This window comes from Gordonia westfalica, assembly GCF_900105725.1.
GTDB lineage: Bacteria > Actinomycetota > Actinomycetes > Mycobacteriales > Mycobacteriaceae > Gordonia > Gordonia westfalica.
The window spans coordinates 1,700,723-1,727,367 of the sequence record NZ_FNLM01000034.1 but is presented as its reverse complement, the minus strand read 5'-3'; the positions used below and the strand labels follow the sequence as shown (position 1 = coordinate 1,727,367).

Sequence of the window (26,645 nt, the reverse complement as noted above, 5' to 3'; positions counted from 1 at the left end):
CCTGGATCTCATGGTCGTGCCGCTCACCTCAGATCGCCGAGGATCTCGCCCGCGGCACGACGACCCGAGCGCACCGCGCCGTCCATGTAGCCGGTCCAGTGGTCCGAGGTCTCCGTGCCGGCCCAGTGGATGGGGCCGACGGGCTCGCGAAGGGCGGTGCCGTACCTGGTGAGAGTTCCCGGCCTGCTGACGGCGACGGGACCGCCGCGCGACCACGGTTCGAGGTCCCACTTGAACACGCCGTGGTCGACGAAGTCCCGCGCCTCGGGTCCGAAGTACTCGACGAAGTTGGCGATGCACTCCTTGACCAGCGTCGACTCGGGGGCGTGGTCGAGGCGGCGCATGGCGTCGGCGGAGATGAAGCCCATCAGGATGTGGTTGCCTTCCGCATAGCTCTCGAAGGTGACGTCGATGGGTCGTCCGGCGCCGTACACCTGCCCGGACAGACCCTTGTCGCGCCAGAACGGCCGCTTGTAGAGCGCTGCGAACTTGCTGACCGCACCCATGCGGTAGCCGCGATGGATGCCGGTGCGCGCGGCGGGAAGCCCTGGCCGGTAGTCGATCTGGCCGGCGATGGCGGGGGACATGGCGACGATGACGCGGCGTGCGCGGTGGGTCCCGGCGTCGCTGGTGACGGTGGCGATGCCGTCGGCGTACGAGATCGACCGGACAGGCGCGTTGTAGACCATGTCGGCGGAGAGCTCACGCGCCATCCGGAGTGGGATGAGTGCGGCGCCGCCCTCGAAGAGCCGCTCCTGCGCCCCGTCGTCGGTGCTCAGGAGGCGGATGAGGGTTCCGGGGTTCTGTTCGTCGCCCGACGCCGCGATGTAGTTGAGGTAGTAGAGGGCGGACACCTCGTCGGGGCGGACGGACAGCGGCGCCGACATCGCTATCTGGACGAGGTCGCGCGCAGTCGGGGAGTCGGCGATCTGGTGGGTGTACTGCCCCCACGTGATCGAGTCCAGGTAGGCGGCGTTGGGATGCTTCCACGGCTCGCCGACGGGGAAGCCCGCCAGGGCATCGGCTTGGGCACGTACCAGCGCGGCACCCGCCTGCCCGAGGTCGGCGACGGCGGGTATCGGCAGGGCCGCGGGTACGCGAGTGGTGCCGGTCCGGCCGACGAAGATGCTGTCGCCGGCGTTGTAGGTGCGCAGCGTCCGTACGTCGTACTCGCGGGCGAGCCCGGCGATGTGACCCTGTGTGGGACCGATGAATTCGGCTCCGGCGTCGAGTGTCGCGCCCAGCTTGGGCGAGGTGATGTTGTGGACGCGGCCACCCGCGCGCTCGCGGGCTTCGAGCACCGTCACCGATGCGCCCGCCGCCTTGAGTGCCTTCGCCGCCGCCAGCCCGGACAGTCCTCCGCCGACGATCACGACATCGACGATCCCCGACGGTGCGGCCGACGCCCGTCCTGCACCGATGAGCGAAGCCCCTGCAGCGGCTCCCGCCGCGGCAAGTGTCCCGCCCAGGAAATGCCTGCGTGAAAGGTGTGTGCCCATGTGATCCCCCGTTCTCGTGGTGACGCGAGGCTATCGACCACATGTTCAGGTCAGATGACCTGAAGTATCGAGAGAGTAACAGGGGAGTGTGAGGCGCAACACCCCCTCCGACGACGCGGATCGCCACCCGGGTACTCAAACGCCGGCTGGAAGTGGCGCTCGAGTGCCCGGGTGGCGATCCTGAGGAAGCTGGGAGCGCGGTAGAGAATCGCGGCTCGCACTCGGTGCGGCCGCGGTGGGTGGGACCGGAGATCAGTCCTTGTTGCCGGGGATACCGACGATGAACCCGATCCCGATGATGATGCACGAGATCAGCGCGACGACGAACATGACCCAATAGGCTGGCATGGGTGTCACGTTACTGCGGGAACCATACGCCCGCAGCCACTTCGGGATCATTGAGGTCCTTGGACCCGCAGGGCTTGAGGCCCAAGGAATTAGGCGCGGTGGGCGGTGGTTCCCGGGCCCACGCGGCGTCGGGAAACAGATCAGTCCGCGGCGTCGGCCTTGGCCATGGCGCCGGCGAATTCGGAGACGTCGATCTCCTCGGACATGACGGTCTTGGTGCCGTTGTAGACGTCGCGGTCGATGTCGTCGTCGGCGTTGGCGACGAGCATGGCGACGAAGGTGTCGCCGTTGACGTTCAGGAACGTGCGGAAGATGCCGGCGAACCAGTCGACGGCGATGAGCAGGCCGACGGCCTCGAGGGGGAGGTCGAGCGAGGTGGCGAGGAAGGTCGCGACCACCGGGAAGCCTCCGGGCACGGTGATGGTGCCCATGTTCAGCAGGATCGCGAGGGCCATGCCGAGTGCGATGTCGCCGAGTGTGAGATCCACTCCGCCCGCCTGGGCCAGGAACATCACGACGATCATGTAGTTGAGGACGGCCCCGTACGACCCCATCGTGAGGCCGATCGACAGCGTGAAGTTCGCGACTTTCTGACTGACGCCCACCTTCTCGACGGTGTTCTTGAGGACGGTGGGGAAGGTGACCGCGGAACTGGTGGTGGTGATCGCGATGGCGGTCTGTTCGACGAGTTTGCCGGGCAGCTTCCACGGGTTCAGGCGGGTGCGTGCCGTGACCACGACGACGAAGAGCGCGAACAGGATCGCGACACCGAGCGCCGTGGTGCCCAGATACTTCAGTGCGGTGGTGATGACGGAGAACCCGACGTCGCCGGCCAGCGGGGCCAGCAGGCAGAAGACGCCGATCGGCGCGATGTACATGACCAGCCGGATCATGGTGAGCACGATCTGCTGGATCTGATCGATAAAGGTGAGGACCCGGTCGTCGCCGGTCTTGTTGATCTGCATCCGCAGTGCGACGCGAACAGCAGGGCGAAGATGATGATCGGCACCATCGTGGCCGTCGACATCGCTTCGAAGACGTTCTTGGACACGAAGTTCAGGAGTGTGTTCTGCCAGCCGGTCGTGTCGGCGGCCTCCTCCTCGAGAGTGGGGTCGACGGCGCCGTCGAAGACCATTCCGTTGCCCGGTCCGATCAGCACGCTGAGTCCCCACGCGAGGACCGCGGCCACCACGGAGAACCCGATCATCCACTTGAACGTGCGGAACGCGATCTGCCGGTCCCGGCTCCCGACATCGACGCCGTCGCCACGATCACCGACGCGAGAACCAAAGGCACGATGGACATCTGGATGAGGCGGATGAACATGTCGCCGATGAACTTCAGGTTCGCGGACCATTCGCCGACGATGAGACCGAAGACCAGTCCGGCGATCGCGCCGATGCCGATCTGCAGTGCGGGATGCTTCAGCGCCTTCAAGGCATCCTCCTGGGGTCGGATACGCCGCGACCCTAGGCGGCGCGGACTACCCGCAGATGTCACAGATTTGACGTTGAGATTTCGTCGCAGGTGGCGCTGTCGATCCGTATGACGTGGTGCCCGGAATCCGGGCACAACGTCATACGCTCTCCTGCGCGTGGGTATGCCGCGGCGAGGACCATCGAGGCGGACACCCGAAGGCGGACGTCACCGACCGGCGAGGTCAGACCCCGGTTTCCAGCATCCGTTGACCGGGGTGGGTGCGTTGCCATGCGGCGATCGCGGCGTCCCACTGGTCGCCGTCGAGGGTGGTCACCGACGCCGGGAACAGGGCGTCCTCTTCCTTCGAGATGTGGCGGTGCAGGGCGAACACCTCGCGTCGAAAGCGGTCCTGGTCTTCCGGGGCCGACAGATCCATCGAATCCAGGAAGGCGCCGAGTACGAGATGCTCGTCGACGAGTGGGTCGATGTACTCGGCGAAGAGGTCGTGGTCGCAGTCGAGCAGTTGAGCGAACAGACCGTCCTCTTCGCCATGCCAGTGCGACCGTAGTTCGACGGTGAGTCGGCCGGCGAGATCACGGGCTCGGTCCACGTCACCCGCATCCAGCGCGCGGACCGCGTCGCCGCCCAGGTTCACGACCCGTTCGTGCTCGGCGGTGTAATCCCGTAGGAGGGGCATGTCGCGGCAACCGCAGTACTGACACACTCTGTCTGTCCACCCGCCCTCCGTCCCACGGTAGGAGGAATGACGGGGTCCTGCACCCGAGTCCGTCCACGGTGTCTCCTCACAGCCCGGGAAGGTCGGGAACGACGCGTACGCGGGACGTCGACACACCCTCACCACCCGCACCAGAAACCCGCTGGCCACCGACCCGTATCCTGGATGGGTAAATTCCCGCACCGACCAGGAGAGATCATGCTCGCCCGAATTGACCTGCGCGGTAGCACGCCGACGCTCGCCGAATTGCGTCGCGCGCTGCCCCGCGGGGGCACCGACGTCAATGCCGTACTCGACACGGTGACGCCGGTGGTGCATGCGGTGGCCGAGACCGGCACGCCCGCGGCGCTGGAATTCGGGGAGAAGTTCGACGGTGTGCGGCCGGCCTCGGTGCGGGTCCCCGCGCAGGTCATCGCCGACGCGCTCGCCGGTCTGGACGATCAGGTCGCCGATGCGCTGCGCGAGTCGATCGACCGCGCGCGCAAGGTCCACTCCGATCAGCGTCGCGAGACCACCCGCACCCAGGTCGTCGACGGTGGCATCGTCAGCGAGAAGTGGATCCCGGTCCGTCGCGTGGGCCTCTATGTGCCGGGTGGCAACGCGGTCTACCCGTCGTCGGTGATCATGAACGTCGTCCCCGCCCAGGAAGCCGGCGTCGGTTCGCTCGTCGTCGCGTCGCCTCCGCAGAAGGACTTCGGCGGCTGGCCGCACCCGACCATCCTCGCCGCCTGCGCGCTCCTAGGCGTCGACGAGGTGTGGGCCGTCGGCGGTGCGCAGGGCGTCGCGCTGCTGGCCTACGGCGGTACCGATACGGATGCGGCCGACGAGCCGAACGCGGTCCTCGATCCCGTCGACCTCATCACCGGCCCGGGCAACATCTACGTCACCGCCGCCAAGCGGCTGTGCCGCAGCGTCGTCGGGATCGACTCCGAGGCCGGTCCCACCGAGATCGCCATCCTCGCCGACGACTCGGCCGACGCGGGCATCCTCGCGTCCGACCTCATCAGCCAGGCCGAACACGACGTCCTCGCCGCGTCGGTGCTCGTCACCGACAGCGCCGAACTCGCCGACGCCGTCGACGCAGCACTCGAGCAGCAGGTCGCCGCGACCAAGCACCGCGAGCGCGTGACCACCGCGCTGTCGGGGCAGCAGTCCGGCGTCGTCCTCGTCGACGACGTCGAAGCCGGGCTTGCCGTGGTCGATGCCTATGCCGCCGAACACCTCGAGATCCAGACCTGCGACGCCGCCGCGGTCGCCGACCGCGTGCACAACGCGGGCGCGATCTTCGTCGGCCCGTACGCCCCGGTCAGCCTCGGCGACTACTGCGCCGGCTCCAATCACGTTCTGCCGACGTCGGGTTCGGCGCGCTTCGCGTCGGGCCTGTCGGTGCAGACCTTCCTGAAGGGCGTCCACGTCATCGATTACGACGAGGCCGCGCTGCGTGAGGTCGCCGACAAGGTCGTCACCCTCGCCGACGCCGAGGACCTGCCCGGTCACGGCGACGCGGTCAAGCAGCGTTTCGCCGGAAGCGCGCGCTCGTGACGGCGTCGGACGCGGCAACCAGCAATGTCCCGGGCTCGCGGATCACCGTCGACGACCTGCCGCTGCGCGAGAACCTGCGCGGCAAGTCCGCCTATGGCGCACCGCAACTCAAGGTGCCGGTGATCCTCAACACCAACGAGAACCCGCACCCGCCGTCGCAGGCCCTGATCGACGACGTCGCGGCGTCGGCGCGTGAGGCCGCCACGGAACTGCACCGATACCCGGATCGGGACGCGGTCGCGTTGCGCACCGACCTGGCCGCCTACCTGAGCCGCGCCACCGGCGTGCAGCTCGGTGCCGAGAACCTCTGGGCGGCAAACGGTTCCAACGAGATCCTGCAGCAGCTGCTGCAGGCCTTCGGCGGCCCCGGGCGGTCTGCGCTCGGCTTCGTGCCGTCGTACTCGATGCACCCGATCATCTCCGACGGCACGGACACCACCTGGCTGGTGGCGGCACGGTCGCCCGACTTCGGCCTCGACACCGACTACGCGGTCGCCGAGGTGACCAACCGCGAACCCGACGTGGTCTTCGTGACCTCACCCAACAACCCGACCGGCGGCTCGCTCCCGCTCGCCGATCTGCGGCGCATCATCGAGGCGGCACCCGGCATCGTGATCGTCGACGAGGCCTACGCCGAGTTCTCGGCCGCACCGAGTGCGACCGAGCTCATCGACGAGTTCCCGACCAAGGTCGTCGTCAGCCGCACCATGTCCAAGGCGTTCGCCTTCGCGGGCGGACGTCTGGGCTACCTCGCCGCCGCACCCGCCGTCGTCGATGCCATCGCGCTGGTCCGCCTGCCATACCACCTGTCGGTGCTGACGCAGGCCGCCGCGCGCGCCGCCCTGCGCCACAGTGACGACACCCTCGCCGGCGTCGCCGCGATCATCGCCGAACGCGAACGCGTGGAGGCCGCGCTCACCGGGTTCGGCTACCGAGTCGTCGACTCCGACGCCAACTTCGTGCTGTTCGGCGGTTTCCGGGATGCCCCGGCGTCGTGGCAGCGTTACCTCGATGCCGGTGTCCTCATCCGGGACGTCGGGATCACCGGCCACCTGCGGGTGACCATCGGACTCGCCCACGAGAACGATGCGTTCCTCGACGTCAGCCGCACGCTCGCAACAACAGATCTGGAGAACTCTCAGTGAGCACCCCCGCGCCTCGCATCGCGAAGGTCGAACGCACCACCAGGGAATCGTCGATCTCGGTCGAGCTCAACCTCGACGGGACCGGTATCACCGACATCTCCACCGGTATCGCGTTCTACGACCACATGCTGACGGCATTCGGTCAGCACGGCAGCTTCGACCTCACGGTCAAGGCCGAGGGCGACATCGAGGTCGAGGGGCACCACACCATCGAGGACACCGCCATCGTCCTCGGCCAGGCACTGGGCCGGGCCCTCGGCGACAAGAAGGGCATCCGCCGCTTCGGCGACGCCTGGATCCCGATGGACGAGACCCTCGCCCAGGCCGTCGTCGACGTGTCCGGCCGTCCGTACTGCGTGCACACCGGAGAACCCGAACACCTGCTCACCGCGGTGATCGGCGGATACCCGGGCGTGCCGTATTCGACGGTCATCAACCGGCACGTCTTCGAGTCGATCGCCCTCAACGCCCGCATCGCCCTGCACGTGCGGGTGCTCTACGGCCGCGACCAGCACCACATCACCGAGGCCGAGTTCAAGGCCGTCGCACGCGCCCTGCGCACCGCGACCGAGTACGACGCCCGTGTCACCGGTGTGCCGTCGACGAAGGGTGCCCTGTGAGCGCGGCCGACGTCACCATCCTCGACTACGGCTCGGGGAACCTGCGTTCGGCGCAGCGTGCGCTCGAACGCACGGGTGCCCAGGTGACCGTGACCTCCGATTTCAACACCGCACTCGAGGCGACCGGCCTGGTCGTGCCCGGTGTCGGGGCATTCGCCGCGTGCATGGAAGGTCTGCGCGCGGTGAAGGGCGACCGGATCATCGGCCGACGCCTCGCCGGCGGACGTCCGGTCCTGGGCATCTGCGTCGGCATGCAGATCCTCTTCGAACACGGCGTGGAGTTCGGGGTCGAGGCCGACGGCTGCGGTGAATGGCCCGGCAGCGTCACCCAGCTGCCCGCCCCGGTCCTGCCGCACATGGGCTGGAACACCGTGGAGGCCCCCGAGGACTCGGTGCTGTTCGCCGGCCTCGACCCCGACACCCGCTTCTACTTCGTGCACTCCTACGCCGCGCAGACCTGGGAGATGGACAACGTCGGTTCACCGCTCACGGCTCCGAAGCTGACCTGGGCCGAACACGGCGGACGCTTCCTCGCCGCGGTCGAGAACGGGCCGTTGTCGGCGACGCAGTTCCACCCGGAGAAGTCCGGGGACGCCGGCGCCCACCTCCTGGAGAACTGGGTGAAGGGCCTCTCATGACCGACGGCACGCCGGCCGGCGAAGCAGGCGGGAATGTCCCCGACACCCCGCAACCGGGGAGCGGTTTCTCGATCGCCAAGCTCGCGTTCTACGCTCTCGGCGCCGGCGTGCTGGTCCTGGCGATCTCCGTACCGATCATCGTCCTGCTGGCGAACTGGTCACCGATCGCCGGTCTCATCGCCGCACTGGCCGCGGTGGTCGCGATGATCGCGGCCATCGGTACCGTGGCAAACCGCATGGTCAACCGCGCGCGGGCCGACCTGCTCGCCGCTCGCGACGGTCATCCGTCGGCCTGACCGCCACCGCTCGAAGACACCACAGCCCGACCCGAGAACAGACAGGAAAACTCCACCCATGGGTAGCACCCTCGAACTCCTTCCCGCCGTCGACGTCGCCGACGGGCAGGCGGTCCGCCTCGTCCAGGGCGCGGCCGGTACCGAGACCTCCTACGGCTCGCCGCGCGACGCGGCGCTGGCGTGGCAGAACGACGGTGCGGAGTGGATTCACCTCGTCGACCTGGACGCCGCGTTCGGTCGCGGTGACAACCGCGACCTCCTCGCCGGTGTCGTCGGTGAACTGAACGTGAAGGTCGAGTTGTCCGGCGGCATCCGCGACGACGAGTCGCTCGCCGCCGCGCTGGCCACCGGATGCACGCGCGTCAACCTGGGCACGGCTGCTCTCGAGAACCCGGAATGGTGTGCCCGCGCGATCGCCGAACACGGCGACCGCATCGCCGTCGGCCTCGACGTCATCCGCGACGGTGAGTCCTACCGCCTGCGCGGCCGCGGCTGGGTCACCGACGGCGGCGACCTGTGGGAGGTCCTCGAGCGCCTCAACCGCGACGGCTGCTCGCGCTACGTCGTGACCGACGTGTCCAAGGACGGCACCCTCCAGGGCCCGAACCTCGAACTGCTCGCCCAGGTCGCCGCGGCCACCGACGCCCCGATCGTCGCCTCCGGCGGTGTCTCGGCCATCGACGACCTCGTCGCGATCGCCGGTCTCGTCGACCAGGGCGTCGAGGGCGCGATCGTCGGCAAGGCGCTCTACGCCGGCCGCTTCACCCTGCCCGAGGCGCTCACGGCCGTCGCCGGGGTCTGATGAGCGCAACCGAGAGCTCGCTCGACCTCCCGCGGTTGCTCGACACCGCGGGGTCCGTTCTCGACGCCGTCGTGGAGCCCTTCGTCGAAGGGCTGGGTGCGCCGAGCGCCGTGCACAAGGGCGGGACGGACTTCGCCACCCAGGTCGATCTCGACCTGGAACGGCGGATCTCGGCCGAACTCGCCGACCGCACCCAGATCCCGGTGCACGGGGAGGAGTTCGGCGGCGCCGACCCGATCGAGGGCCCGGTGTGGGTTCTCGACCCGATCGACGGCACGTTCAACTACTCCGCGGGCATGCCGCTCACCGGCATCCTCCTCGGTCTCGTCGTCGACGGCGAGGCGACTCTCGGTCTGACGTGGCTGCCGCTGCTGAACCGGAAGTACGCCGCCCACGCGGGTGGACCGCTGATGGTGAACGGTGTGGTCGCCGAACCGTTGCCGGACATGCCGCTGGAGGAGGCCGCGATCGCCTTCGGGCCCTTCAACGCCGCCGGGCGTGGCCGCTATGCGGGTGATCGTCGGGCAGACCTGTTGCGCGCGTTGAGTTCCCGCGTCGCCCGTATCCGGATGACGGGCAGTACCGGCGTCGACATGGCGTTCACCGCCTCGGGCGTGTTCAGCGGAGCCGTCGCGTTCGGCCGGCATCCGTGGGACAACGCGGCGGGCGCCGCGCTGGTCCGGGCCGCCGGCGGGGTCGCCTCCGACATCGCGGGTGAGCGCTGGACGGTCGCCTCCCCGTCACTGGTCGCGGGTACGCCGACCGTGCATGCGGGTCTGATGGAAGTGATCGAGGAAACGGTCGGGGAGTGGTCGGAATGAGCGCCCCGGCAACCGATGAGACAGGCACGAGAGCATCCCATGAAGAACGTGCACGCGAAGGAGACATGATGACGCTGGCGACCCGGGTCATCCCGTGCCTCGACGTCGACGACGGGCGAGTGGTCAAGGGCGTCAATTTCGAGAATCTCCGCGACGCCGGGGACCCCGTCGAGTTGGCCGAACGCTACGACCGCGAGGGCGCCGACGAACTGACCTTCCTCGACGTCACCGCGTCGAGCTCGGGACGTTCGACGATGATCGACGTCGTCAAGCGAACCGCCGACCAGGTGTTCATCCCGCTCACCGTCGGCGGCGGCATCCGCACGGTCGACGACGTCGACATCATGCTGCGCGCGGGCGCCGACAAGGTCAGCGTGAACACCGCCGCCATCGCCCGTCCCGAGGTGCTCGGCGAGATGAGCCGGCGTTTCGGCTCACAGTGCATCGTCCTGTCGGTCGACGCGCGGACCGTGCCGGAGGGTTCGGAGCCGACGCCGTCCGGCTGGGAGGTCACCACGCACGGCGGCCGCAAGGGCACCGGGATCGACGCGATCGAGTGGGCCCGTCGCGGCCAGGATCTGGGCGTCGGCGAGATCCTGCTCAACTCGATGGACGCCGACGGAACCAAGCAGGGATTCGATCTGCGCATGCTGAAGGCCGTCCGTGAGGCCGTGCAGGTTCCGGTCATCGCCAGCGGCGGTGCCGGACGGGTCGAGGACTTCGCGCCCGCCGTCCAGGCCGGTGCGGACGCGGTGCTGGCCGCCTCGGTCTTCCACTTCGGCGAACTCACCATCCACGAGGTGAAGGCGGCGATGGCCGACGCCGGGATCACCGTCCGATGACACCGGCAGGAGAACGCTGATGGCACTCGACCCTGCGCTCGCCGCACGTCTCAAGCGCAACTCCGACGGGCTGTTCAGCGCGGTCGCGCAGGAACGCTCCACCGGTGACGTCCTGATGGTCGCGTGGATGGACGACGCCGCCCTCGAGCGCACCCTCGCGACGCGCAAGGCGACCTACTACTCGCGCTCGCGCCAGGAATACTGGGTCAAGGGCGAGACCAGCGGCCACACCCAGTACGTGCACGACGCACGCCTCGACTGCGACGGCGACACCGTCCTGCTCGTCGTCGAACAGGTCGGGGCGGCCTGCCACACCGGCAACCACAGCTGTTTCGACACCGACTCGCTGCCGTTCGGAGCAGAAGCCCGTCCGGTCGATTCCGCACCGTAGATTTCCATCGTGATCACACCCGAAAGGCGGTGACGCTGCATGCCCCTCATCCAGATCTCGCAGACCCCCGGACTCTCCGACCGCGTCAAGCGCGAGACCATCGCGGCGGTGACCGAGGCGTACGCCAAGGCGACCGGCAAGAACCCGGACTCCGTCTGGGTGACGATCACCGAGGTACCGCGCACCCAGTGGGGCGTCGGCGGCGAGCCCCTCGGATGAGCGGCGTGAAATCCGCGGCCGAGGCCCACACGACGACCCTCGCGGACTTCCTCGACCTCGCCCGTGACCATCGCGTGGTGCCGGTGACCCGCAAGGTGCTCGCCGATTCCGAGACCCCGCTGTCGGCGTACCGCAAGCTCGCCGGCGACCGTCCCGGCACCTTCCTGCTGGAGTCGGCGGAGAACGGCCGATCCTGGTCGCGCTGGTCCTTCATCGGAGCCGGCGCACCGTCGGCGCTGACCGTCGTCGACGGCCAGGCGCACTGGTGGGGTTCGGTGCCGGTGGACGCCCCCGAGGGCGGCGACGCCCTCGAGGTGCTGGCCGAGTCGTTGCGCGTGCTCAAGACCGACCCGCTCCCGGGGATGCCGCCGCTGACCGGCGGCTTCGTCGGGTTCATGGCCTACGACATGGTCCGGCGCCTCGAACGCCTCCCGGAGACCACCGTCGACGACCTCGGTCTGCCGGACATGATGATGGTGCTGGCCACCGATCTCGCCGCCGTCGACCATCACGAGGGCACCATCACCCTGATCGCCAACGCGGTCAACTGGGACGGCTCCGACGAGCGCGTCGAGGAGGCCTACGCCGACGCCGTCGCGCGTCTGGACCGGATGACCGAGGCCCTCGCCGCGCCGGCGTCGTCGACCGTCTCCACCTTCGACCGGCCCAAGCCGGACTTCACCGCGCAGCGCTCCCTGGAGGAGTACAGCGAGATCGTCACGAGCCTCGTCGGCGAGATCGAGGCCGGCGAGGCCTTCCAGGTCGTGCCGTCGATGCGTTTCGAGATGGACACCGAGGCCGATCCGCTCGACGTCTATCGCGTCCTGCGCGCCTCCAACCCCAGCCCCTACATGTATCTGCTGCGGATGCCGGGTACCGAGGCGAACAGTGACACCGCCGCCCCCGACGCGATCGCCCGCAAGCCCTTCACGATCGTCGGCAGCAGCCCCGAGGCCCTGGTGACGGTCACCGATCGCATCGCGACCACGCACCCCATCGCGGGAACGCGCTGGCGCGGCGCCACCGAGGAAGAGGATCAACTGCTCGGCAAGGGCCTTCTCGAGGACGAGAAGGAGAACGCCGAACACCTCATGCTCGTCGATCTCGGCCGCAACGATCTCGGCCGCGTGTGCGTGCCCGGGACCGTGAAGGTCAGCGACTACCGCCACATCGAGCGGTACAGCCACGTCATGCACCTGGTGTCGACGGTGTCGGGAACCCTGCGGGAGGACAAGCACGCGCTCGACGCGGTCACCGCCTGCTTCCCGGCCGGCACGCTCACCGGTGCGCCCAAGGTGCGTGCGATGGAGCTCATCGACGAACACGAGAAGACGCGTCGCGGCCTCTACGGCGGCATCGTCGGCTACCTCGACTTCGCAGGCAACGCCGACACCGCGATCGCCATCCGTACCGCGCTCCTCGCGCGCGGACAGGCCTACGTGCAGGCCGGTGGCGGAGTGGTCGCCGACAGCGAGCCCGAGTACGAGTACAACGAGGCACGCAACAAGGCGACCGCCGTGCTCAACGCCGTCGCCGCCGCCTCGACCATGAGCAGGGTCGGGGAGACGCCGTGACCTCAGCAGAACAGCCGACGCCGGCACAGCCGAAGCCGTCCCGTCCGAAGTCCTCGCGCCGTCCGCAGATCCTCGCGGCGATCCTGATGCTGGCCACCGCGACCGCGTTCTGGGGTGCGAGCCGGCTGACGTGGGCGACCGTCGCCGCCGAGGACGGCCTCTCGCCCCAGCGGGCGTTCGACATCAAGGGATCGGACTGGAGCCCGTGGCTCACGCCGCTCGCCCTGGTCTACCTCGCCGGCATCGCCGCGGTGCTGTCGGTGCGGGGCTGGGGCCTGCGACTCGTCGCGCTGCTCGTCGCCGCAGGTGGCGTGCTCGCTGCCTTCCCGGCGATCTCCCTGATCACCGGCGGCGCCGACTCCGAGTACGCCGCCGACGCCGGCGATCTCCCCGACCGGTACGTCGTGCTCTTCACCGACACCAAGTGGCTACCGGCCGCACTGGTCCTGGTCGGCACGGTGTGTGCGGTCGCCGCCGCGATTGTGCTGCTGCGGGTCGCCAAAGGTGCGACGATGTCGTCCAAGTACAAGACTCCCGCCGCCCGGCGCGAGGAGCTCGAGACCGAGATCTTCGCCGACTACGAGCGACGGAAGAAGGCGGCCGCGGCCGACGCCACGAACACCGGGGACACCCCGGCCACCGGCGAGACCGAGACCGGCGGAAAGGGCGGGCGGGCCGGCGACGACCCCGACGCGAACGAGCGCATGATGTGGGACGCGCTCGACACGGGCATCGACCCGACTGATTCGTCCGACACGGACGAGCGCTGACCCTCCGGGCGAGCAGTGACCCGGGCCACGAGTCTCCGTGAGACGCGCACGACAGGCTGAGATGTGCGCAACAGTCCAGGAACGCTCCCGAAATGTGGGGAGTCTGCCAACCCGGCGACAGGCCGCCCGGGCGTCCGGTCTACCCTGAGACCACACGACGAGCGGAAGGGAGCGGAGTCGCTGTGAGCATGCCCAACGTTCTCGAGTCGATCATCGAGGGAGTCAAGGCCGACGTCGCCGCACGTGAAGCGGTGACCGACTTCTCAGCAGTCAAGGCAGCATCGGCGAAGGCTCCCGCTCCCCGGGACGTCATGGCCGCACTCCGGCAGCCCGGCATCGGGGTGATCGCCGAGGTGAAGCGCGCCAGCCCGTCCAAGGGTGAGCTCGCCTCGATCGGCGATCCGGCCGATCTGGCCAGGGCCTACGAGGACGGCGGCGCCCGCATCATCAGCGTGCTGACCGAGGAGCGTCGCTTCCACGGGTCGCTCGCCGACCTCGACGCCGTCCGCGCAGCAGTCGACATTCCCGTCCTGCGCAAGGACTTCATCGTCGGGCCGTATCAGATCCACGAGGCCCGCGCTCACGGCGCCGACGTCATCCTGCTGATCGTCGCCGCCCTCGAACAGAACGTCCTCGCCTCGCTGCTCGACCGCACCGAGAGCCTCGGCATGACCGCTCTCGTGGAGGTCCACACCGAGGAAGAGGCCGATCGCGCCCTCGAGGCCGGCGCATCGGTCGTCGGCGTGAACGCCCGCAACCTCAAGACCCTCCAGGTCGAGCGGGACACCTTCTCGCGGATCGCTCCCGGCCTGCCGACCGAGACCATCCGCATCGCGGAGTCGGGCGTGCGCGGAACCGCCGACCTGCTGGCCTATGCCGGCGCGGGCGCCGACGCCGTCCTGGTGGGTGAGGGACTCGTGACAAGCGGTGACCCCCGCGCCGCCGTGCGTGAGCTGGTCACCGCGGGTACCCACCCGTCGTGCCCGAAACCAGTTCGCTGACATACGTCTTCGGGCCGTGTTCGGCCCATGTCGTCGTCGGCCCGATCGACTGTGAGATGTAGTGACCGCCCATCCTGATTCGGCCCGTCCCGATTCTTCGGAATCCCTCGTGCTTCCTCCGGCCAGCGCCGGATTGACCACCCGTACGTCGATCGAGCCCGACGAGGGTGGCCACTTCGGCGTCTACGGCGGACGGCATGTGCCGGAAGCGTTGATGGCCGTCATCGACGAGGTCACCACGACCTTCTACAAGTTGCGCACCGACGACGACTTCCTCGCCGAACTCGACCGCTTGCAGCGCGATTACGCCGGACGCCCGTCGCCGCTGTACGAAGCGAAGCGCCTCGCCGAGTATGCCGGTGGAGCGCGTATCTTCCTCAAGCGCGAGGACCTCAACCACACCGGCTCGCACAAGATCAACAACGTTCTGGGACAAGCGCTTCTGGCTCAGCGGATGGGCAAGAACCGCATCATTGCCGAGACCGGTGCCGGCCAGCACGGCGTGGCCACCGCCACCGCGTGCGCGCTGCTCGGACTCGAGTGCGTGATCTACATGGGTCGCGTCGACACCGACCGCCAGGCGCTCAACGTCGCCCGGATGCGTCTGCTCGGCGCCGAGGTCATCGCCGTCGACAACGGTTCGGCGACCCTGAAGGACGCGATCAACGAGGCGATGCGCGACTGGGTCACCAACGCGCACAACACCTATTACTGCTTCGGCACCGCCGCGGGCCCGCACCCCTTCCCGGTCATGGTCCGCGACCTGCAGCGCGTCGTCGGACTCGAGGCGCGTGCCCAGATCCTGGCCAAGGCGGGACGCCTGCCCGACGCGGTGACCGCCTGTGTCGGTGGCGGTTCCAATGCCATCGGCATCTTCCATCCCTTCATCGACGACTCCGCCGTTCGTCTGGTCGGGTTCGAGGCGGCCGGTGACGGCGTCGAAACGGGCCGTCACGCAGCGACTTTCACCGGCGGCACGCCGGGTGCGTTCCAGGGCGCGTACTCGTACCTGCTGCAGGACGAGGACGGGCAGACGATCGAATCGCATTCGATCTCCGCGGGTCTCGACTATCCGGGTGTCGGCCCCGAGCACGCCTACCTCAAGGACACCGGCCGGGCCGAGTACCGCCCGATCACCGACACCGAGGCGATGGAGGCGCTGGCGCTGTTGAGTCGCCGCGAGGGGATCATCCCCGCCATCGAGTCCGCCCATGCGGTCGCCGGTGCGCTCGAGCTGGGCAAGGAACTCGGGGAGGGCGCGATCATCGTCGTGAGCCTGTCCGGTCGAGGTGACAAGGACGTCGACACCGCCGCGCGCTGGTTCGGGCTCTTCGATCCGCCACCGTCGCAGGACGAGGCGAACGCCACCAGTGGACAGCCGGGGGAAAAGGCATGAGCGCAGACACGATCTCGTCGAAGACCGGACCCGTCTTCGCCAAGTGCCGCGAGGAGAACCGAAGCGCACTCATCGGCTACCTTCCCGTCGGATATCCGACGGTGGAGGACTCCCTGACCTCGTTCCGGACGATGGTCGACGCCGGCTGCGACATCATCGAGGTGGGCGTGCCCTACTCGGATCCGGTGATGGACGGCCCGACGATCCAGGAGGCCGCCGACCTCGCCCTCACCAACGGGGTGCGGGTGCGCGACGTGTTCACCGCGGTCGAGGCGATCAGCGCGGCGGGCGGCAACGCGGTCGTGATGAGTTACTGGAACCCGGTGCTGCAGTACGGCGTCGAGAACTTCGCGCAGGACCTCGCGAACGCGGGTGGCTCCGGACTCATCACGCCGAACCTGATCCCCGAAGAAGGGGCCGAGTGGCACGCGGCGTCCGACAAGCACGGTCTCGACCGCATCTACCTGGTCGCGCCGTCGTCGACCACCGAACGCATCGCCCTGACCGTCGACGCATCTCGTGGATTCGTGTATGCCGCGTCCACGATGGGTGTCACCGGTGCGCGTGACGCGGTGTCGGACATGGCTCCCGATCTGTGCGCTCGCGTCCGCGAGTACTCCGACATCCCGATCGGCGTCGGCCTCGGTGTCCGCAACCGTGAACAGGCCGCGCAGATCGCGTCGTACTCCGACGGCGTCATCGTCGGCTCGGCTCTGGTGACCGCCGCCAAGGCCGGCCAGGATCGCCTGGCCTCGCTGGTGGGCGAGCTCGCCGAGGGTGTGCGGTCGCGGCACGCCGCCGTCTGACGCGGTTCTCCGACTGGTCGAGTAGCGCTGCTGCGGGTCGGGTAATGCTTTTGCTGGTCGAGTAGGGCCGAGGGGCTACCCGAGGGCCGTATCGAGACCGCGCGCGACCGGACCGCGCAGGCGCCACCATCCGGTCGGTTAGGGTTGCACCGTGAACGCGCCGACCACGACGATGCTCGCCTACATCCCCAGTCCGCCCCAGGGCGTCTGGGAACTCGGACCGTTCCCGCTGCGCGCGTATGCGCTGTGCATCATCGCGGGGATCGTCGTCGCGGTCTGGTGGGGCAACCGCCGGTGGATCGCGCGCGGCGGCCAGGACGGCGAGGTCCTCGACGTCGCGATCTGGGCGGTGCCGTTCGGTCTCCTGGGCGGTCGCGTCTATCACGTGATCACCGACTGGAAGACCTATTTCGGCGCCGACGCCCCCAAGGAGCCGCTAGATGCCCTGCGAATCTGGGACGGTGGTCTCGGAATCTGGGGCGCGGTCGCGCTCGGTGCGGTCGGCGCATGGATCGGCGCACGACGCCGCGGTATCAGGCTGCCCGCCTTCGGCGACGCGATCGCCCCGCCGATCCTGTTGGCCCAGGCCATCGGCCGACTCGGCAACTACTTCAACCAGGAACTGTACGGCCGCGAGACGACGCTGCCCTGGGGCCTGAAGATCTACGAGCGCGCCAACGAGGCCGGATACGCCGACCCCGGCCTGATCGACGGCAAGTCCAACGGCGTCGTCGTCGCCATCGTCCAGCCCACGTTCCTCTACGAACTCCTGTGGAACGTCCTCATCGTGGTGCTGCTCGTGGTCGTCGACCGCAGGTTCCGCATCGGCCATGGTCGCCTGTTCGCGCTGTACATCGCCGGCTACTGCCTCGGCCGGTTCTTCATCGAGATGCTGCGCGACGACCGTGCCGCCGTCGCCAACGACATCGCCGGCATCCGCCCGAACCTCTTCACCGCCGCGCTCGTGTTCGCGTGCGCCATCGTCTACTTCGTGACCGCGCCCAAGGGCCGCGAACAGGGGCTGGAGATGTACCACCCCGAACGTGCCGCCGAACTCGAGGAACAGGGCGTCGCCGGATACGTCGACGACTGGTACGACGAGGACTTCGAGGACGCGGATGCCGCCCAACGAGACACCGAACCGGTGGCCGACGCGGATACGCTCGACGCCCTCGACGCCGAGGCAGACGCGATGGCGACCCCGGAGTCGGACGCTGAGTCCGAACCGGGAGCCGAGGGCCAGACCGTCGTGGAGTCCGTCGACGAAGCCGCAGTCGAGGACACCGAGTCGAGCCCGGCGGGCGACTCGCAGGCTGAGTCCGCCGACGCCGACGACACCGAGGCTGTCGACGCCGAGGCTGTCGAGACCGAAGCATCCGAGCCGGAGGTCGAGGAAAGCGCTGCTGTCGAGACCGAGGCTGACGAGACCGAGACCGACGAGCCAGTTGTCGAGAGCGCCGCGGTCAACGAGCCGGAGGCGGAGGCGGCTGATGCCGAGCCCACCGACGTCGAGCCCGCCGACGTCGAGCCCACCGACGTCGAGCCCACCGACGCTGAAAACACCCCTGAAAAACGCCGCTGAAAAACACCCCTGATAAGGACCCTCCAGAAGGCAACCGGCGACACTCTCTATATGTCGCCGGCTCACCAGCTGAAGGTCCTTATCAGGGGCGATTTTCAGCCGCGGACGGCTGGCTGCCGACCATGCGGGTACAACGGCATCAAGACTCACGGCACCAAGGCTTTTCGCGACTCGGGTCTCGCCACCCGTTCTTCACGGCAGCCCCGGCGCCGACGTGAGTCACGTCTCCGGTCGCGAGGATCACAGCCTTTGAGCACACGCGTGCTCCGTGGTGTTCGGATACGATCGAACTTCACGACGCGCGATCTCCGACCGCCCGGCACCGACCACCACGACCCACCGGTCGCGACGGTTTCGACTCAGCCCGGTTCCGATCTCGGCACGGTCATTCGCTCGCCGCGCAATACTCCTCGGGCCAGTGCTGTCCCAGTGGACACTCAGCAGCGATCCGTGTGACGGATCGAGTGGAGGTAGTGATGCTGTTTTCTGCGCTCCCGGCCAAGCAGGGCCTGTACGACCCGGAGGCCGAGGTCGACTCGTGTGGCGTCGCGATGGTCACCGACATCCATGGCCGTCGTTCGCATTCGATCGTCGCCGACGGGCTCCTGGCACTCGAGAATCTCGAGCACCGCGGGGCCGCCGGAGCCGAGACCAACAGCGGCGACGGCGCAGGCATCCTGATCCAGCTGCCCGACGAATTGCTGCGCGCGACCGTCGACTTCGACCTTCCCGAACCGGCCGCGGATGGCTCCCACACCTATGCCGCGGGTACCTGCTTTCTGCCGATGGACCCGGAGCTGCGACGGCAGGCCATCGACCGGGTGAGCGCGCTCGCCGCCGACGAGGGCGTCACGATCCTCGGCTGGCGCGACGTACCCGTCGATCACGAACACGCCGACATCGGCGGGACAGCCGTCGCGTGCATGCCGTACATGATGCAGCTGTTCGTCACCGTCGATCCGGAACCCGGCGCCGAGCGCATCGGCGGACTCGCCCTCGACCGCCACATCTTCCCGTTCCGCAAGCAGGCCGAGCGGGTCACGCCGGAGATCGAGGAAGCGGGCACCGGCCTGTACTTCCCGTCGCTGTCGAGCCGCACCATGGTCTACAAGGGCATGCTCACCACGATGCAGTTGCCGCTGTACTACGCGGACCTGCGCGACGACCGGTGCCAGAGCGCCATCGCGATCGTCCATTCGCGGTTCTCCACCAACACCTTCCCGTCGTGGCCCCTCGCACACCCGTTCCGGTTCGTCGCGCACAACGGCGAGATCAACACGGTTCGCGGCAACCGCAATCGCATGCGCGCCCGCGAGGCCCTGCTCGAGACCGACCTCATCCCCGGCGACCTCAAGCGCGCGTTCCCGATCTGCACCCCCGAGGCCTCGGACTCCGCATCGCTCGACGAGGTGCTCGAACTGCTGCATCTGGGCGGACGCAGCGTGCCCCACGCGGTCATGATGATGGTTCCCGAGGCGTGGGAGAACGTTCCCGACATGGACCCCAGGCGTCGCGCGTTCCTGCAGTTCAACGCCTCGCTGATGGAGGCCTGGGACGGGCCGGCGTGTGTCACCTTCACCGACGGCACCGTCGTCGGCGCGGTCCTCGACCGCAACGGCCTGCGTCCCGGACGCTGGTGGCAGACCCGCGACGGCCGGATCATCCTCGCCTCGGAGGCGGGCGTCCTCGACGTCCCGGTCGACGACATCATCAGCAAGGGCCGCCTCGAGCCGGGCCGCATGTTCCTCGTCGACACGGTCCAGGGCCGCATCATCCCGGACGAGGAGATCAAGGGCGAGCTGATGACCGCCGAGGCGTACGACGAGTGGCTGCACGCCGGGCTCCTCGACATCGCCACGCTGCCCGAACGCCCGGTCTTCCAGCCGAACCACGACACCGTGGTCCGCCGGCAGCTGTCCTTCGGCTACACCGAGGAGGACCTGCGGGTGCTGCTCACCCCGATGGCGGCGTCGGGATACGAGCCCCTGGGCTCGATGGGCACCGACACCCCCGTCGCGGTCCTGTCGAAGCGTTCCCGGCTGCTGTACGACTACTTCGTCGAACTGTTCGCGCAGGTCACCAACCCGCCGCTGGACGCGATCCGCGAGGAGATCGTCACCTCGATGGGACGCGTGATGGGTCCCGAGCAGAACCTGCTGAATCCCACCGCCGCGTCGTGCCGCCAGATCATGCTGCACTGGCCGGTCCTCGACAACGCCGACCTCGCCAAGCTGGTCCACATCAACGACGACGGCGATCACCCCGGGTCGTCGGCCAAGGTGCTCCGCGCCCTGTACGAGGTGAACGAGGGCGGCGAAGGACTCCGCGTCGCCCTGGAGGACCTGCGCCGGCGGGCGAGCCAGGCGATCGCCGAGGGACACTCCACCCTCGTCATCTCGGACCGGCTCACCGACTCCGATCACGCACCGATCCCGTCGCTGCTGGCCACCTCGGCCGTTCACCACCACCTGGTGCGCACCAAGGAGCGCACGCGGGTCGCGCTGGTCGTCGAATCCGGCGACGCCCGCGAGGTCCACCACATCGCGACGCTCATCGGTTTCGGTGCGGCAGCGGTCAATCCGTATCTGGCACTGGAGACGATCGAGGATCTCATCGCCGAGGGCGAGCTGACCGGTGTCACCCCGTCGAAGGCGATCCGCAACTACCTGGAGGCGCTCGGCAAGGGGGTGCTCAAGGTGATGAGCAAGATGGGTATCTCCACCATCAGCTCCTACACCGCCGCACAGGCTTTCGAGGCTGTGGGCTTGTCCTCGGAGGTCGTGCGCGAGTACTTCACCCGAACGGTGTCGCGCATCGAGGGCGTCGGCCTCGACGAGCTGGCCGAGGAAGTGCGCATCCGGCATCACCGCGCGTTCCCCGAGAACCCGACCGAGCAGGTCTACCGGCGTCTCGAGGTCGGCGGCGAGTACCAGTACCGCCGGGAGGGCGAGCTGCACCTGTTCACGCCGGAGACGATCTTCCTGCTGCAGCACGCCACCAAGACCGGGCAGGCCGAGATCTTCCAGAAGTACTCCGACGAGGTCGACCGGCTGTCGCGCAAGGGCGGGACGCTGCGCGGCCTCTTCGACTTCGATCTCGAAGCGCGCGAACCGATCCCGCTCGAGGAGGTGGAACCGGTCGAGGAGATCATGAAGCGCTTCAACACCGGTGCCATGAGCTACGGCTCGATCTCCGCCGAGGCCCACGAAACCATCGCGATGGCGATGAACAAGATCGGCGGTCGGTCGAACTCGGGGGAGGGCGGCGAGGACGTCGACCGTCTCTACGACCCGGAACGACGCAGCGCCGTCAAGCAGGTCGCGTCCGGGCGGTTCGGTGTGACCAGCGACTACCTGATCAACGCCACCGACATCCAGATCAAGATGGCGCAGGGAGCGAAACCCGGTGAGGGAGGACAGCTTCCGGCGTACAAGGTGTATCCGTGGATCGCCAAGACCCGGCACTCGACGCCGGGCGTCGCGCTGATCTCGCCGCCGCCGCACCACGACATCTACTCGATCGAGGACCTCGCGCAGCTGATCCACGACCTGAAGAACGCCAACTCGGAGGCCCGCATCCATGTGAAGCTGGTCAGTGCGGTCGGCGTGGGCACGGTCGCGACCGGCGTCTCCAAGGCGCACGCCGACGTCGTGCTCATCTCCGGGCACGACGGCGGAACCGGTGCGTCGCCGCTGACCTCGCTGAAACACGCGGGCACACCGTGGGAGATCGGGCTGGCCGACGCCCAGCAGACCCTCATGCTCAACGGTCTGCGCGACCGCATCACCGTGCAGTGCGACGGGGCGCTGCGCACCGCCCGTGACGTCATCATGGCCGCCCTGCTCGGTGCCGAGGAGTACGGCTTCTCCACCGCACCGCTCATCGTGGCCGGCTGCATCATGATGCGCGTGTGTCACCTCGACACCTGCCCGGTCGGCGTCGCGACGCAGAACCCGCAGCTGCGTTCACGTTTCACCGGTCAGGTCGACCACATCGTCAACTTCTTCCGGTTCATCGCCGAGGACGTGCGGAAGTACCTCGCACAGTTGGGGTATCGCACCCTCGACGAGGCGATCGGACAGTCGCAGCGCCTGCACACCGACACCGCTGTCGCGCACTGGAAGTCGAAGGGACTCGATCTGTCGCCGATCTTCCGCAAGGTAGAGGGCAAGGGACCGAGCCGGCGCGTGCGCGGGCAGGAGCACGGTCTCGACCGTGCGCTCGACCAGACGCTCATCCAGCTCGCCGAGGGGGCCCTGGAGGACGCACATCCGGTCACTCTCGAACTGCCGGTGCGCAACGTCAACCGGACCGTCGGCACCCTGCTCGGGGCCGAGGTGACGCGTCGATACGGCGCCGAGGGCCTGGCCGAGGACACGATCGTGGTGAAGCTGGAGGGTTCGGCCGGTCAGTCGCTCGGCGCGTTCCTGCCGCCGGGCGTGACGATCCGGCTCAGCGGCGACACCAACGACTATGTCGGCAAGGGGCTGTGCGGCGGCAAGATCATCGTCGCCCCGCATCCCGACTCGTGGTTCGTCGCCGAGGACCAGGTCATCGCGGGCAACACCATCCTCTACGGGGCCACCTCCGGTGAGGTGTACCTGCGGGGTCGCGTCGGCGAACGCTTCTCGGTGCGCAACTCGGGTGCGACCGCGGTCGTCGAAGGCGTCGGCGACCATGCCTGCGAGTACATGACCGGCGGGCGCGTGGTGGTCCTCGGACCGACCGGACGCAACCTCGCGGCCGGCATGTCGGGTGGCATCGCCTTCGTGCACGACCTCGACCGGGACAAGGTGAACATGGCCATGGTCAAACTCATGCGCCCTGACCCCGACGACCTGGCCTGGCTCAAACAGACCATCGTCAATCACACCGAACTGACCGGTTCGGCGATCGGTGCGTCGATCCTCGCGGACTGGCCCCGACGCTGCCTGGCGTTCACGAAGGTCATGCCGACCGATTACAAGCGTGTCCTCGACGCGGCCCGGATGGCCGAGGCCGAGGGACGCGACGTCGATTCTGCGATCATGGAGGCGGCACGTGGCTGATCCGCGCGGGTTCCTGGAAGTCCCGAAGAAAGAAGCGAAGTACCGTCCGATCGCCGAGCGCGTCCAGGACTGGGACGACGTCTACGTGCACGCCGACAACCCGGTGAAGGTGCTCGAGGAGGTCAGTACCCAGGCTCGCCGCTGTATGGACTGCGGTATCCCGTTCTGTCACTCCGGAACCGCCGGCTGCCCCCTGGGCAACCTGATCCCGGAGTGGAACGACCTGGTCCGCCGCGGCCGCTGGGATGCGGCGAGTGCCCGGCTGCACGCCACCAACAATTTCCCGGAGTTCACCGGGATGGTGTGCCCGGCGCCGTGTGAGGCCGCCTGCGTCCTGTCCATCTCCGAACGCGCCACCGGTGGAAGCGTCACCATCAAACGCATCGAGAAGACCATCGCCTACGAGTCGTGGGCCGAGGGTGTGATCGGGCCGGAGCCGCCGGCGTCCAAGACCGGTAAGTCGGTGGGCGTGGTCGGTTCCGGGCCGGCCGGACTCGCTGCGGCACAACAGCTCACGCGTGCCGGTCACGACGTGACCGTCTACGAGCGCGACGACCGGCTCGGCGGCCTGCTGCGTTACGGCATCCCCGAGTACAAGCTGCAGAAGTCCGATATCGATCGCCGCATCGCCCAGATGCGCGCCGAGGGAACGGAGTTCGTCACCAGCTGCGACGTCGGCACCGACCTCTCGGTGGCCGACCTGCGGGCGCGGCACGACGCCGTCGTCCTGGCCATCGGCGCGATGGAGGCCCGGGACAACCCGGTGCCCGGGCGCGAGCTCAACGGTGTCCATCTGGCGATGGAGCATCTCGTGCCCGCCAACCGGGAGTGCGAGGGTGACGGCCCGTCGCCGATCACCGCGGCCGGCAAGCACGTCGTGATCATCGGCGGTGGCGACACCGGCGCGGACTGCCTGGGCACGGCTCATCGGCAGGGCGCGGCGTCGGTGGTCCAGCTCGACTACAACCCGGAACTGCCCGACGAACGCGACGACAACCGCTCGCCGTGGCCGACCTGGCCGCTGGTGATGCGGACGTCGAGCGCACACGCCGAGGGCGGTGAGCGCAGGTACCAGGTGGCCGTGCAGCGTTTCCTCGGCGACGACGAGGGCAACGTCACCACCATGATCCTCGCCGAGGTCGAGGTGCGCCGTGACGCCGACGGCCGACGCGAGATCACGCCCGTCGGGGAGGAGTTCGAGATCCCTTGCGAATTGGCACTTTTCGCGATCGGCTTCGCCGGCGTCGAGCGCGGCGACCTGCTGTCGGGACTGGCGATCGAACCCAACAAGCGCGGCGCCATCTCCTGCGGAAGTGACTGGCAGACCGACGCTCCGGGTGTCTTCGTGTGTGGTGACGCCCATCGCGGTGCGTCGCTGGTGGTGTGGGCGATCGCCGAGGGCCGGTCGACGGCGCGGGCCGTCGACGAGTTCCTCGTCGGCGAATCCGATCTGCCCTCACCGGTTCGCCCGGCCACCCTGCCGCTCTCCGTGCGCTGACGCCGCGCGCGGTCGCCCAGCCGCGGTCAGGGTGGCGAGGTCAGGCGTCGGGGACGGCAAACACGCGCGGGCGTCCTGTGTGACATGAAATCCGTACCGGAAAGTAGTGCGCTGTCACCAGCGCCAACACCGCGTGACCACTGGATGACGTCTCCGACGGCGCGTGGAGATGCTCCACCGACGGGACTAAGGTGATGTTGTGACTCGGCGAACCAAGATTGTCTGCACCATGGGTCCGGCCACTTCCAGCGACGAACGCCTCAAGGAACTCGTCGCCAGCGGTATGGATGTGGCCCGGATGAACTTCAGCCACGGCAAGCACGAGGACCATGCTGCCGTCTATGCGCGCGTCCGCAAGGCCTCCGATGCGGCGGAGAAGGCCGTCGGCATCCTGGCCGACCTGCAGGGACCCAAGATCCGGCTGGGTCGTTTCGACGGCTGCGACGGCGCCACCGTCTGGGAGACCGGTGAAGAGGTCCGGATCACGGTCGAGGATGTCGAGGGCACCCACGACCGCGTCTCCACCACCTACAAACAGCTGTCCGAGGATGCGAGCCCGGGCGACCGGCTCCTCGTCGACGACGGCAAGGTCGGACTCACCGTCGCGTCGATCGACGGCACCGACGTGGTCTGCACCGTCACCGAGGGCGGCCCGGTCAGCAACAACAAGGGTCTGTCGCTGCCCGGTATGAGTGTCTCGGTGCCCGCATTGTCCGAGAAGGACATCGCCGACCTCGAGTTCGCACTCAACCTGGGCGTCGACCTGGTCGCGCTGTCGTTCGTGCGCAGCCCGTCCGACATCGAACTCGTCCACGAGGTCATGGACCGGGTGGGCCGCCGGGTGCCGGTCATCGCGAAGCTGGAGAAGCCGGAGGCGATCGAGAACCTCGAGGCCATCGTCCTCGCCTTCGACGCGATCATGGTCGCCCGCGGCGACCTGGGTGTCGAGTTGCCGCTGGAGCAGGTGCCGCTGGTGCAGAAGCGGGCCATCCAGATGGCCCGCGAGAACGCCAAGCCGGTGATCGTCGCGACCCAGATGCTCGATTCGATGATCGAGAACTCGCGTCCCACCCGCGCCGAGGCGTCCGACGTCGCGAATGCCGTCCTCGACGGCGCGGACGCGGTCATGCTCTCCGGCGAGACGTCGGTCGGCAAGTTCCCGCTCGAGACCGTCCGCACGATGGACCGCATCTGCCGGGCCGTCGAGACCGGTCCGCGTGACGTGCCGCCGCTGTCGCACGTGCCCCGCACCAAGCGTGGCGTCATCTCGTACGCCGCCCGCGACATCGGCGAGCGGCTGGAGGTGAAGGCCCTCGTGGCGTTCACCCAGTCCGGCGACACCGTCCGACGCCTCGCCCGGCTGCATTCGCGTCTGCCGCTGCTGGCCTTCACGCCGACGCAGGAGGTGCGCAGCCAGCTCGCGCTGAGCTGGGGTACGGAGACCTTCATCGTCGATCACGTCGACACCACCGACCACATGATCGACCAGGTCGACCACCAGTTGCTGCGCATCGGCCGTCTGTCCGAAGGCGACGTGGTGGTCATCGTGGCCGGCGCCCCGCCCGGCACGGTCGGCTCGACCAACCTCATCCACGTCCACCGCATCGGTGAACAGGACCACTGACGCGTAGGACGCCTGACGAGTAGGACCA

21 protein-coding genes and 1 pseudogene are annotated in these 26,645 nt (G+C 68.5%); 19 read left to right on the top strand and 3 right to left on the bottom strand.

What is annotated here, in order from left to right; all coding sequences use genetic code 11:
- Positions 1 to 23: 23 nt before the first annotated feature.
- The 3 genes and pseudogenes from BLU62_RS13260 to BLU62_RS13250 form a co-directional block, all read right to left on the bottom strand.
- Positions 24 to 1,499, bottom strand: coding sequence for a flavin monoamine oxidase family protein (locus BLU62_RS13260; protein ID WP_074850001.1), 1,476 nt, complete (start codon positions 1,497 to 1,499; stop codon positions 24 to 26).
- Between the two features lie 488 nt (positions 1,500 to 1,987).
- Positions 1,988 to 3,284, bottom strand: a pseudogene (locus tag BLU62_RS13255) (dicarboxylate/amino acid:cation symporter).
- Positions 3,285 to 3,507: 223 nt separating this feature from the next.
- Positions 3,508 to 3,963, bottom strand: a complete 456-nt coding sequence (locus tag BLU62_RS13250) for a hemerythrin domain-containing protein (protein ID WP_074850000.1) — start codon at positions 3,961 to 3,963, stop codon at positions 3,508 to 3,510.
- 237 nt (positions 3,964 to 4,200) lie between these two features.
- On the opposite strand from BLU62_RS13250, the gene hisD reads away from it, so the two are divergent.
- The 19 genes from hisD to pyk all read left to right on the top strand — a co-directional run bounded on the left by hisD (position 4,201) and on the right by pyk (position 26,617).
- Complete coding sequence (hisD, locus tag BLU62_RS13245) at positions 4,201 to 5,544, top strand: histidinol dehydrogenase (RefSeq protein ID WP_074849999.1); 1,344 nt, start codon at positions 4,201 to 4,203, stop codon at positions 5,542 to 5,544.
- Positions 5,541 to 6,689 carry a histidinol-phosphate transaminase gene (locus BLU62_RS13240; RefSeq protein WP_074849998.1) on the top strand — a complete coding sequence of 383 codons (1,149 nt, stop codon included), beginning with the start codon at positions 5,541 to 5,543 and terminating at the stop codon, positions 6,687 to 6,689. The genes hisD and BLU62_RS13240 overlap by 4 nt, the downstream gene beginning before the upstream one ends.
- Positions 6,686 to 7,309, top strand: a complete 624-nt coding sequence (gene hisB, locus BLU62_RS13235) for an imidazoleglycerol-phosphate dehydratase HisB (RefSeq protein WP_074849997.1) — start codon at positions 6,686 to 6,688, stop codon at positions 7,307 to 7,309. Before BLU62_RS13240 ends, hisB begins: the two co-directional genes overlap by 4 nt.
- Positions 7,306 to 7,947 (top strand): imidazole glycerol phosphate synthase subunit HisH, encoded by a 642-nt coding sequence (hisH, locus tag BLU62_RS13230; protein WP_074849996.1) that lies wholly within the window; start codon positions 7,306 to 7,308, stop codon positions 7,945 to 7,947. The genes hisB and hisH overlap by 4 nt, the downstream gene beginning before the upstream one ends.
- Positions 7,944 to 8,243 carry a hypothetical protein gene (locus tag BLU62_RS13225; RefSeq protein ID WP_074849995.1) on the top strand — a complete coding sequence of 100 codons (300 nt, stop codon included), beginning with the start codon at positions 7,944 to 7,946 and terminating at the stop codon, positions 8,241 to 8,243. The genes hisH and BLU62_RS13225 overlap by 4 nt, the downstream gene beginning before the upstream one ends.
- A gap of 58 nt (positions 8,244 to 8,301) precedes the next feature.
- The gene (gene priA / locus BLU62_RS13220; RefSeq protein WP_074849994.1) at positions 8,302 to 9,045 is read left to right on the top strand and encodes a bifunctional 1-(5-phosphoribosyl)-5-((5-phosphoribosylamino)methylideneamino)imidazole-4-carboxamide isomerase/phosphoribosylanthranilate isomerase PriA; all 744 of its coding nucleotides are present in this window, start codon (positions 8,302 to 8,304) and stop codon (positions 9,043 to 9,045) included.
- The gene (locus tag BLU62_RS13215; RefSeq protein ID WP_074849993.1) at positions 9,045 to 9,866 is read left to right on the top strand and encodes an inositol monophosphatase family protein; all 822 of its coding nucleotides are present in this window, start codon (positions 9,045 to 9,047) and stop codon (positions 9,864 to 9,866) included. The genes priA and BLU62_RS13215 overlap by 1 nt, the downstream gene beginning before the upstream one ends.
- Positions 9,867 to 9,934: 68 nt before the next feature.
- Entirely contained in the window at positions 9,935 to 10,708 is a 774-nt protein-coding gene (gene hisF / locus BLU62_RS13210) for an imidazole glycerol phosphate synthase subunit HisF (protein ID WP_074852884.1), read from the top strand.
- A 19-nt stretch (positions 10,709 to 10,727) separates the two neighbouring features.
- A complete protein-coding gene (hisI, locus tag BLU62_RS13205; protein ID WP_074849992.1) occupies positions 10,728 to 11,099 on the top strand; it encodes a phosphoribosyl-AMP cyclohydrolase in 372 nt (123 codons plus the stop codon).
- Between the two features lie 39 nt (positions 11,100 to 11,138).
- Positions 11,139 to 11,318, top strand: coding sequence for a tautomerase family protein (locus tag BLU62_RS13200; protein WP_005196179.1), 180 nt, complete (start codon positions 11,139 to 11,141; stop codon positions 11,316 to 11,318).
- Positions 11,315 to 12,892, top strand: coding sequence for an anthranilate synthase component I (locus BLU62_RS13195; protein ID WP_074849991.1), 1,578 nt, complete (start codon positions 11,315 to 11,317; stop codon positions 12,890 to 12,892). The genes BLU62_RS13200 and BLU62_RS13195 overlap by 4 nt, the downstream gene beginning before the upstream one ends.
- Positions 12,889 to 13,662: a Trp biosynthesis-associated membrane protein gene (locus tag BLU62_RS13190; protein ID WP_074849990.1), complete on the top strand. Its 774-nt coding sequence runs from the start codon at positions 12,889 to 12,891 to the stop codon at positions 13,660 to 13,662. Before BLU62_RS13195 ends, BLU62_RS13190 begins: the two co-directional genes overlap by 4 nt.
- Before the next feature lie 182 nt (positions 13,663 to 13,844).
- Entirely contained in the window at positions 13,845 to 14,663 is an 819-nt protein-coding gene (gene trpC / locus BLU62_RS13185; RefSeq protein WP_074849989.1) for an indole-3-glycerol phosphate synthase TrpC, read from the top strand.
- A gap of 61 nt (positions 14,664 to 14,724) precedes the next feature.
- Positions 14,725 to 16,059: a tryptophan synthase subunit beta gene (trpB, locus tag BLU62_RS13180; RefSeq protein WP_074849988.1), complete on the top strand. Its 1,335-nt coding sequence runs from the start codon at positions 14,725 to 14,727 to the stop codon at positions 16,057 to 16,059.
- Complete coding sequence (gene trpA / locus BLU62_RS13175; RefSeq protein WP_074849987.1) at positions 16,056 to 16,865, top strand: tryptophan synthase subunit alpha; 810 nt, start codon at positions 16,056 to 16,058, stop codon at positions 16,863 to 16,865. The genes trpB and trpA overlap by 4 nt, the downstream gene beginning before the upstream one ends.
- Before the next feature lie 151 nt (positions 16,866 to 17,016).
- A complete protein-coding gene (lgt, locus tag BLU62_RS13170; RefSeq protein ID WP_084811793.1) occupies positions 17,017 to 18,447 on the top strand; it encodes a prolipoprotein diacylglyceryl transferase in 1,431 nt (476 codons plus the stop codon).
- Between the two features lie 476 nt (positions 18,448 to 18,923).
- The gene (gene gltB / locus BLU62_RS13165; protein ID WP_074849986.1) at positions 18,924 to 23,495 is read left to right on the top strand and encodes a glutamate synthase large subunit; all 4,572 of its coding nucleotides are present in this window, start codon (positions 18,924 to 18,926) and stop codon (positions 23,493 to 23,495) included.
- Positions 23,488 to 24,993 (top strand): glutamate synthase subunit beta, encoded by a 1,506-nt coding sequence (locus BLU62_RS13160; protein ID WP_074849985.1) that lies wholly within the window; start codon positions 23,488 to 23,490, stop codon positions 24,991 to 24,993. Before gltB ends, BLU62_RS13160 begins: the two co-directional genes overlap by 8 nt.
- Positions 24,994 to 25,192: 199 nt before the next feature.
- A complete protein-coding gene (pyk, locus tag BLU62_RS13155) occupies positions 25,193 to 26,617 on the top strand; it encodes a pyruvate kinase (RefSeq protein ID WP_074849984.1) in 1,425 nt (474 codons plus the stop codon).
- Positions 26,618 to 26,645: the final 28 nt, after the last annotated feature.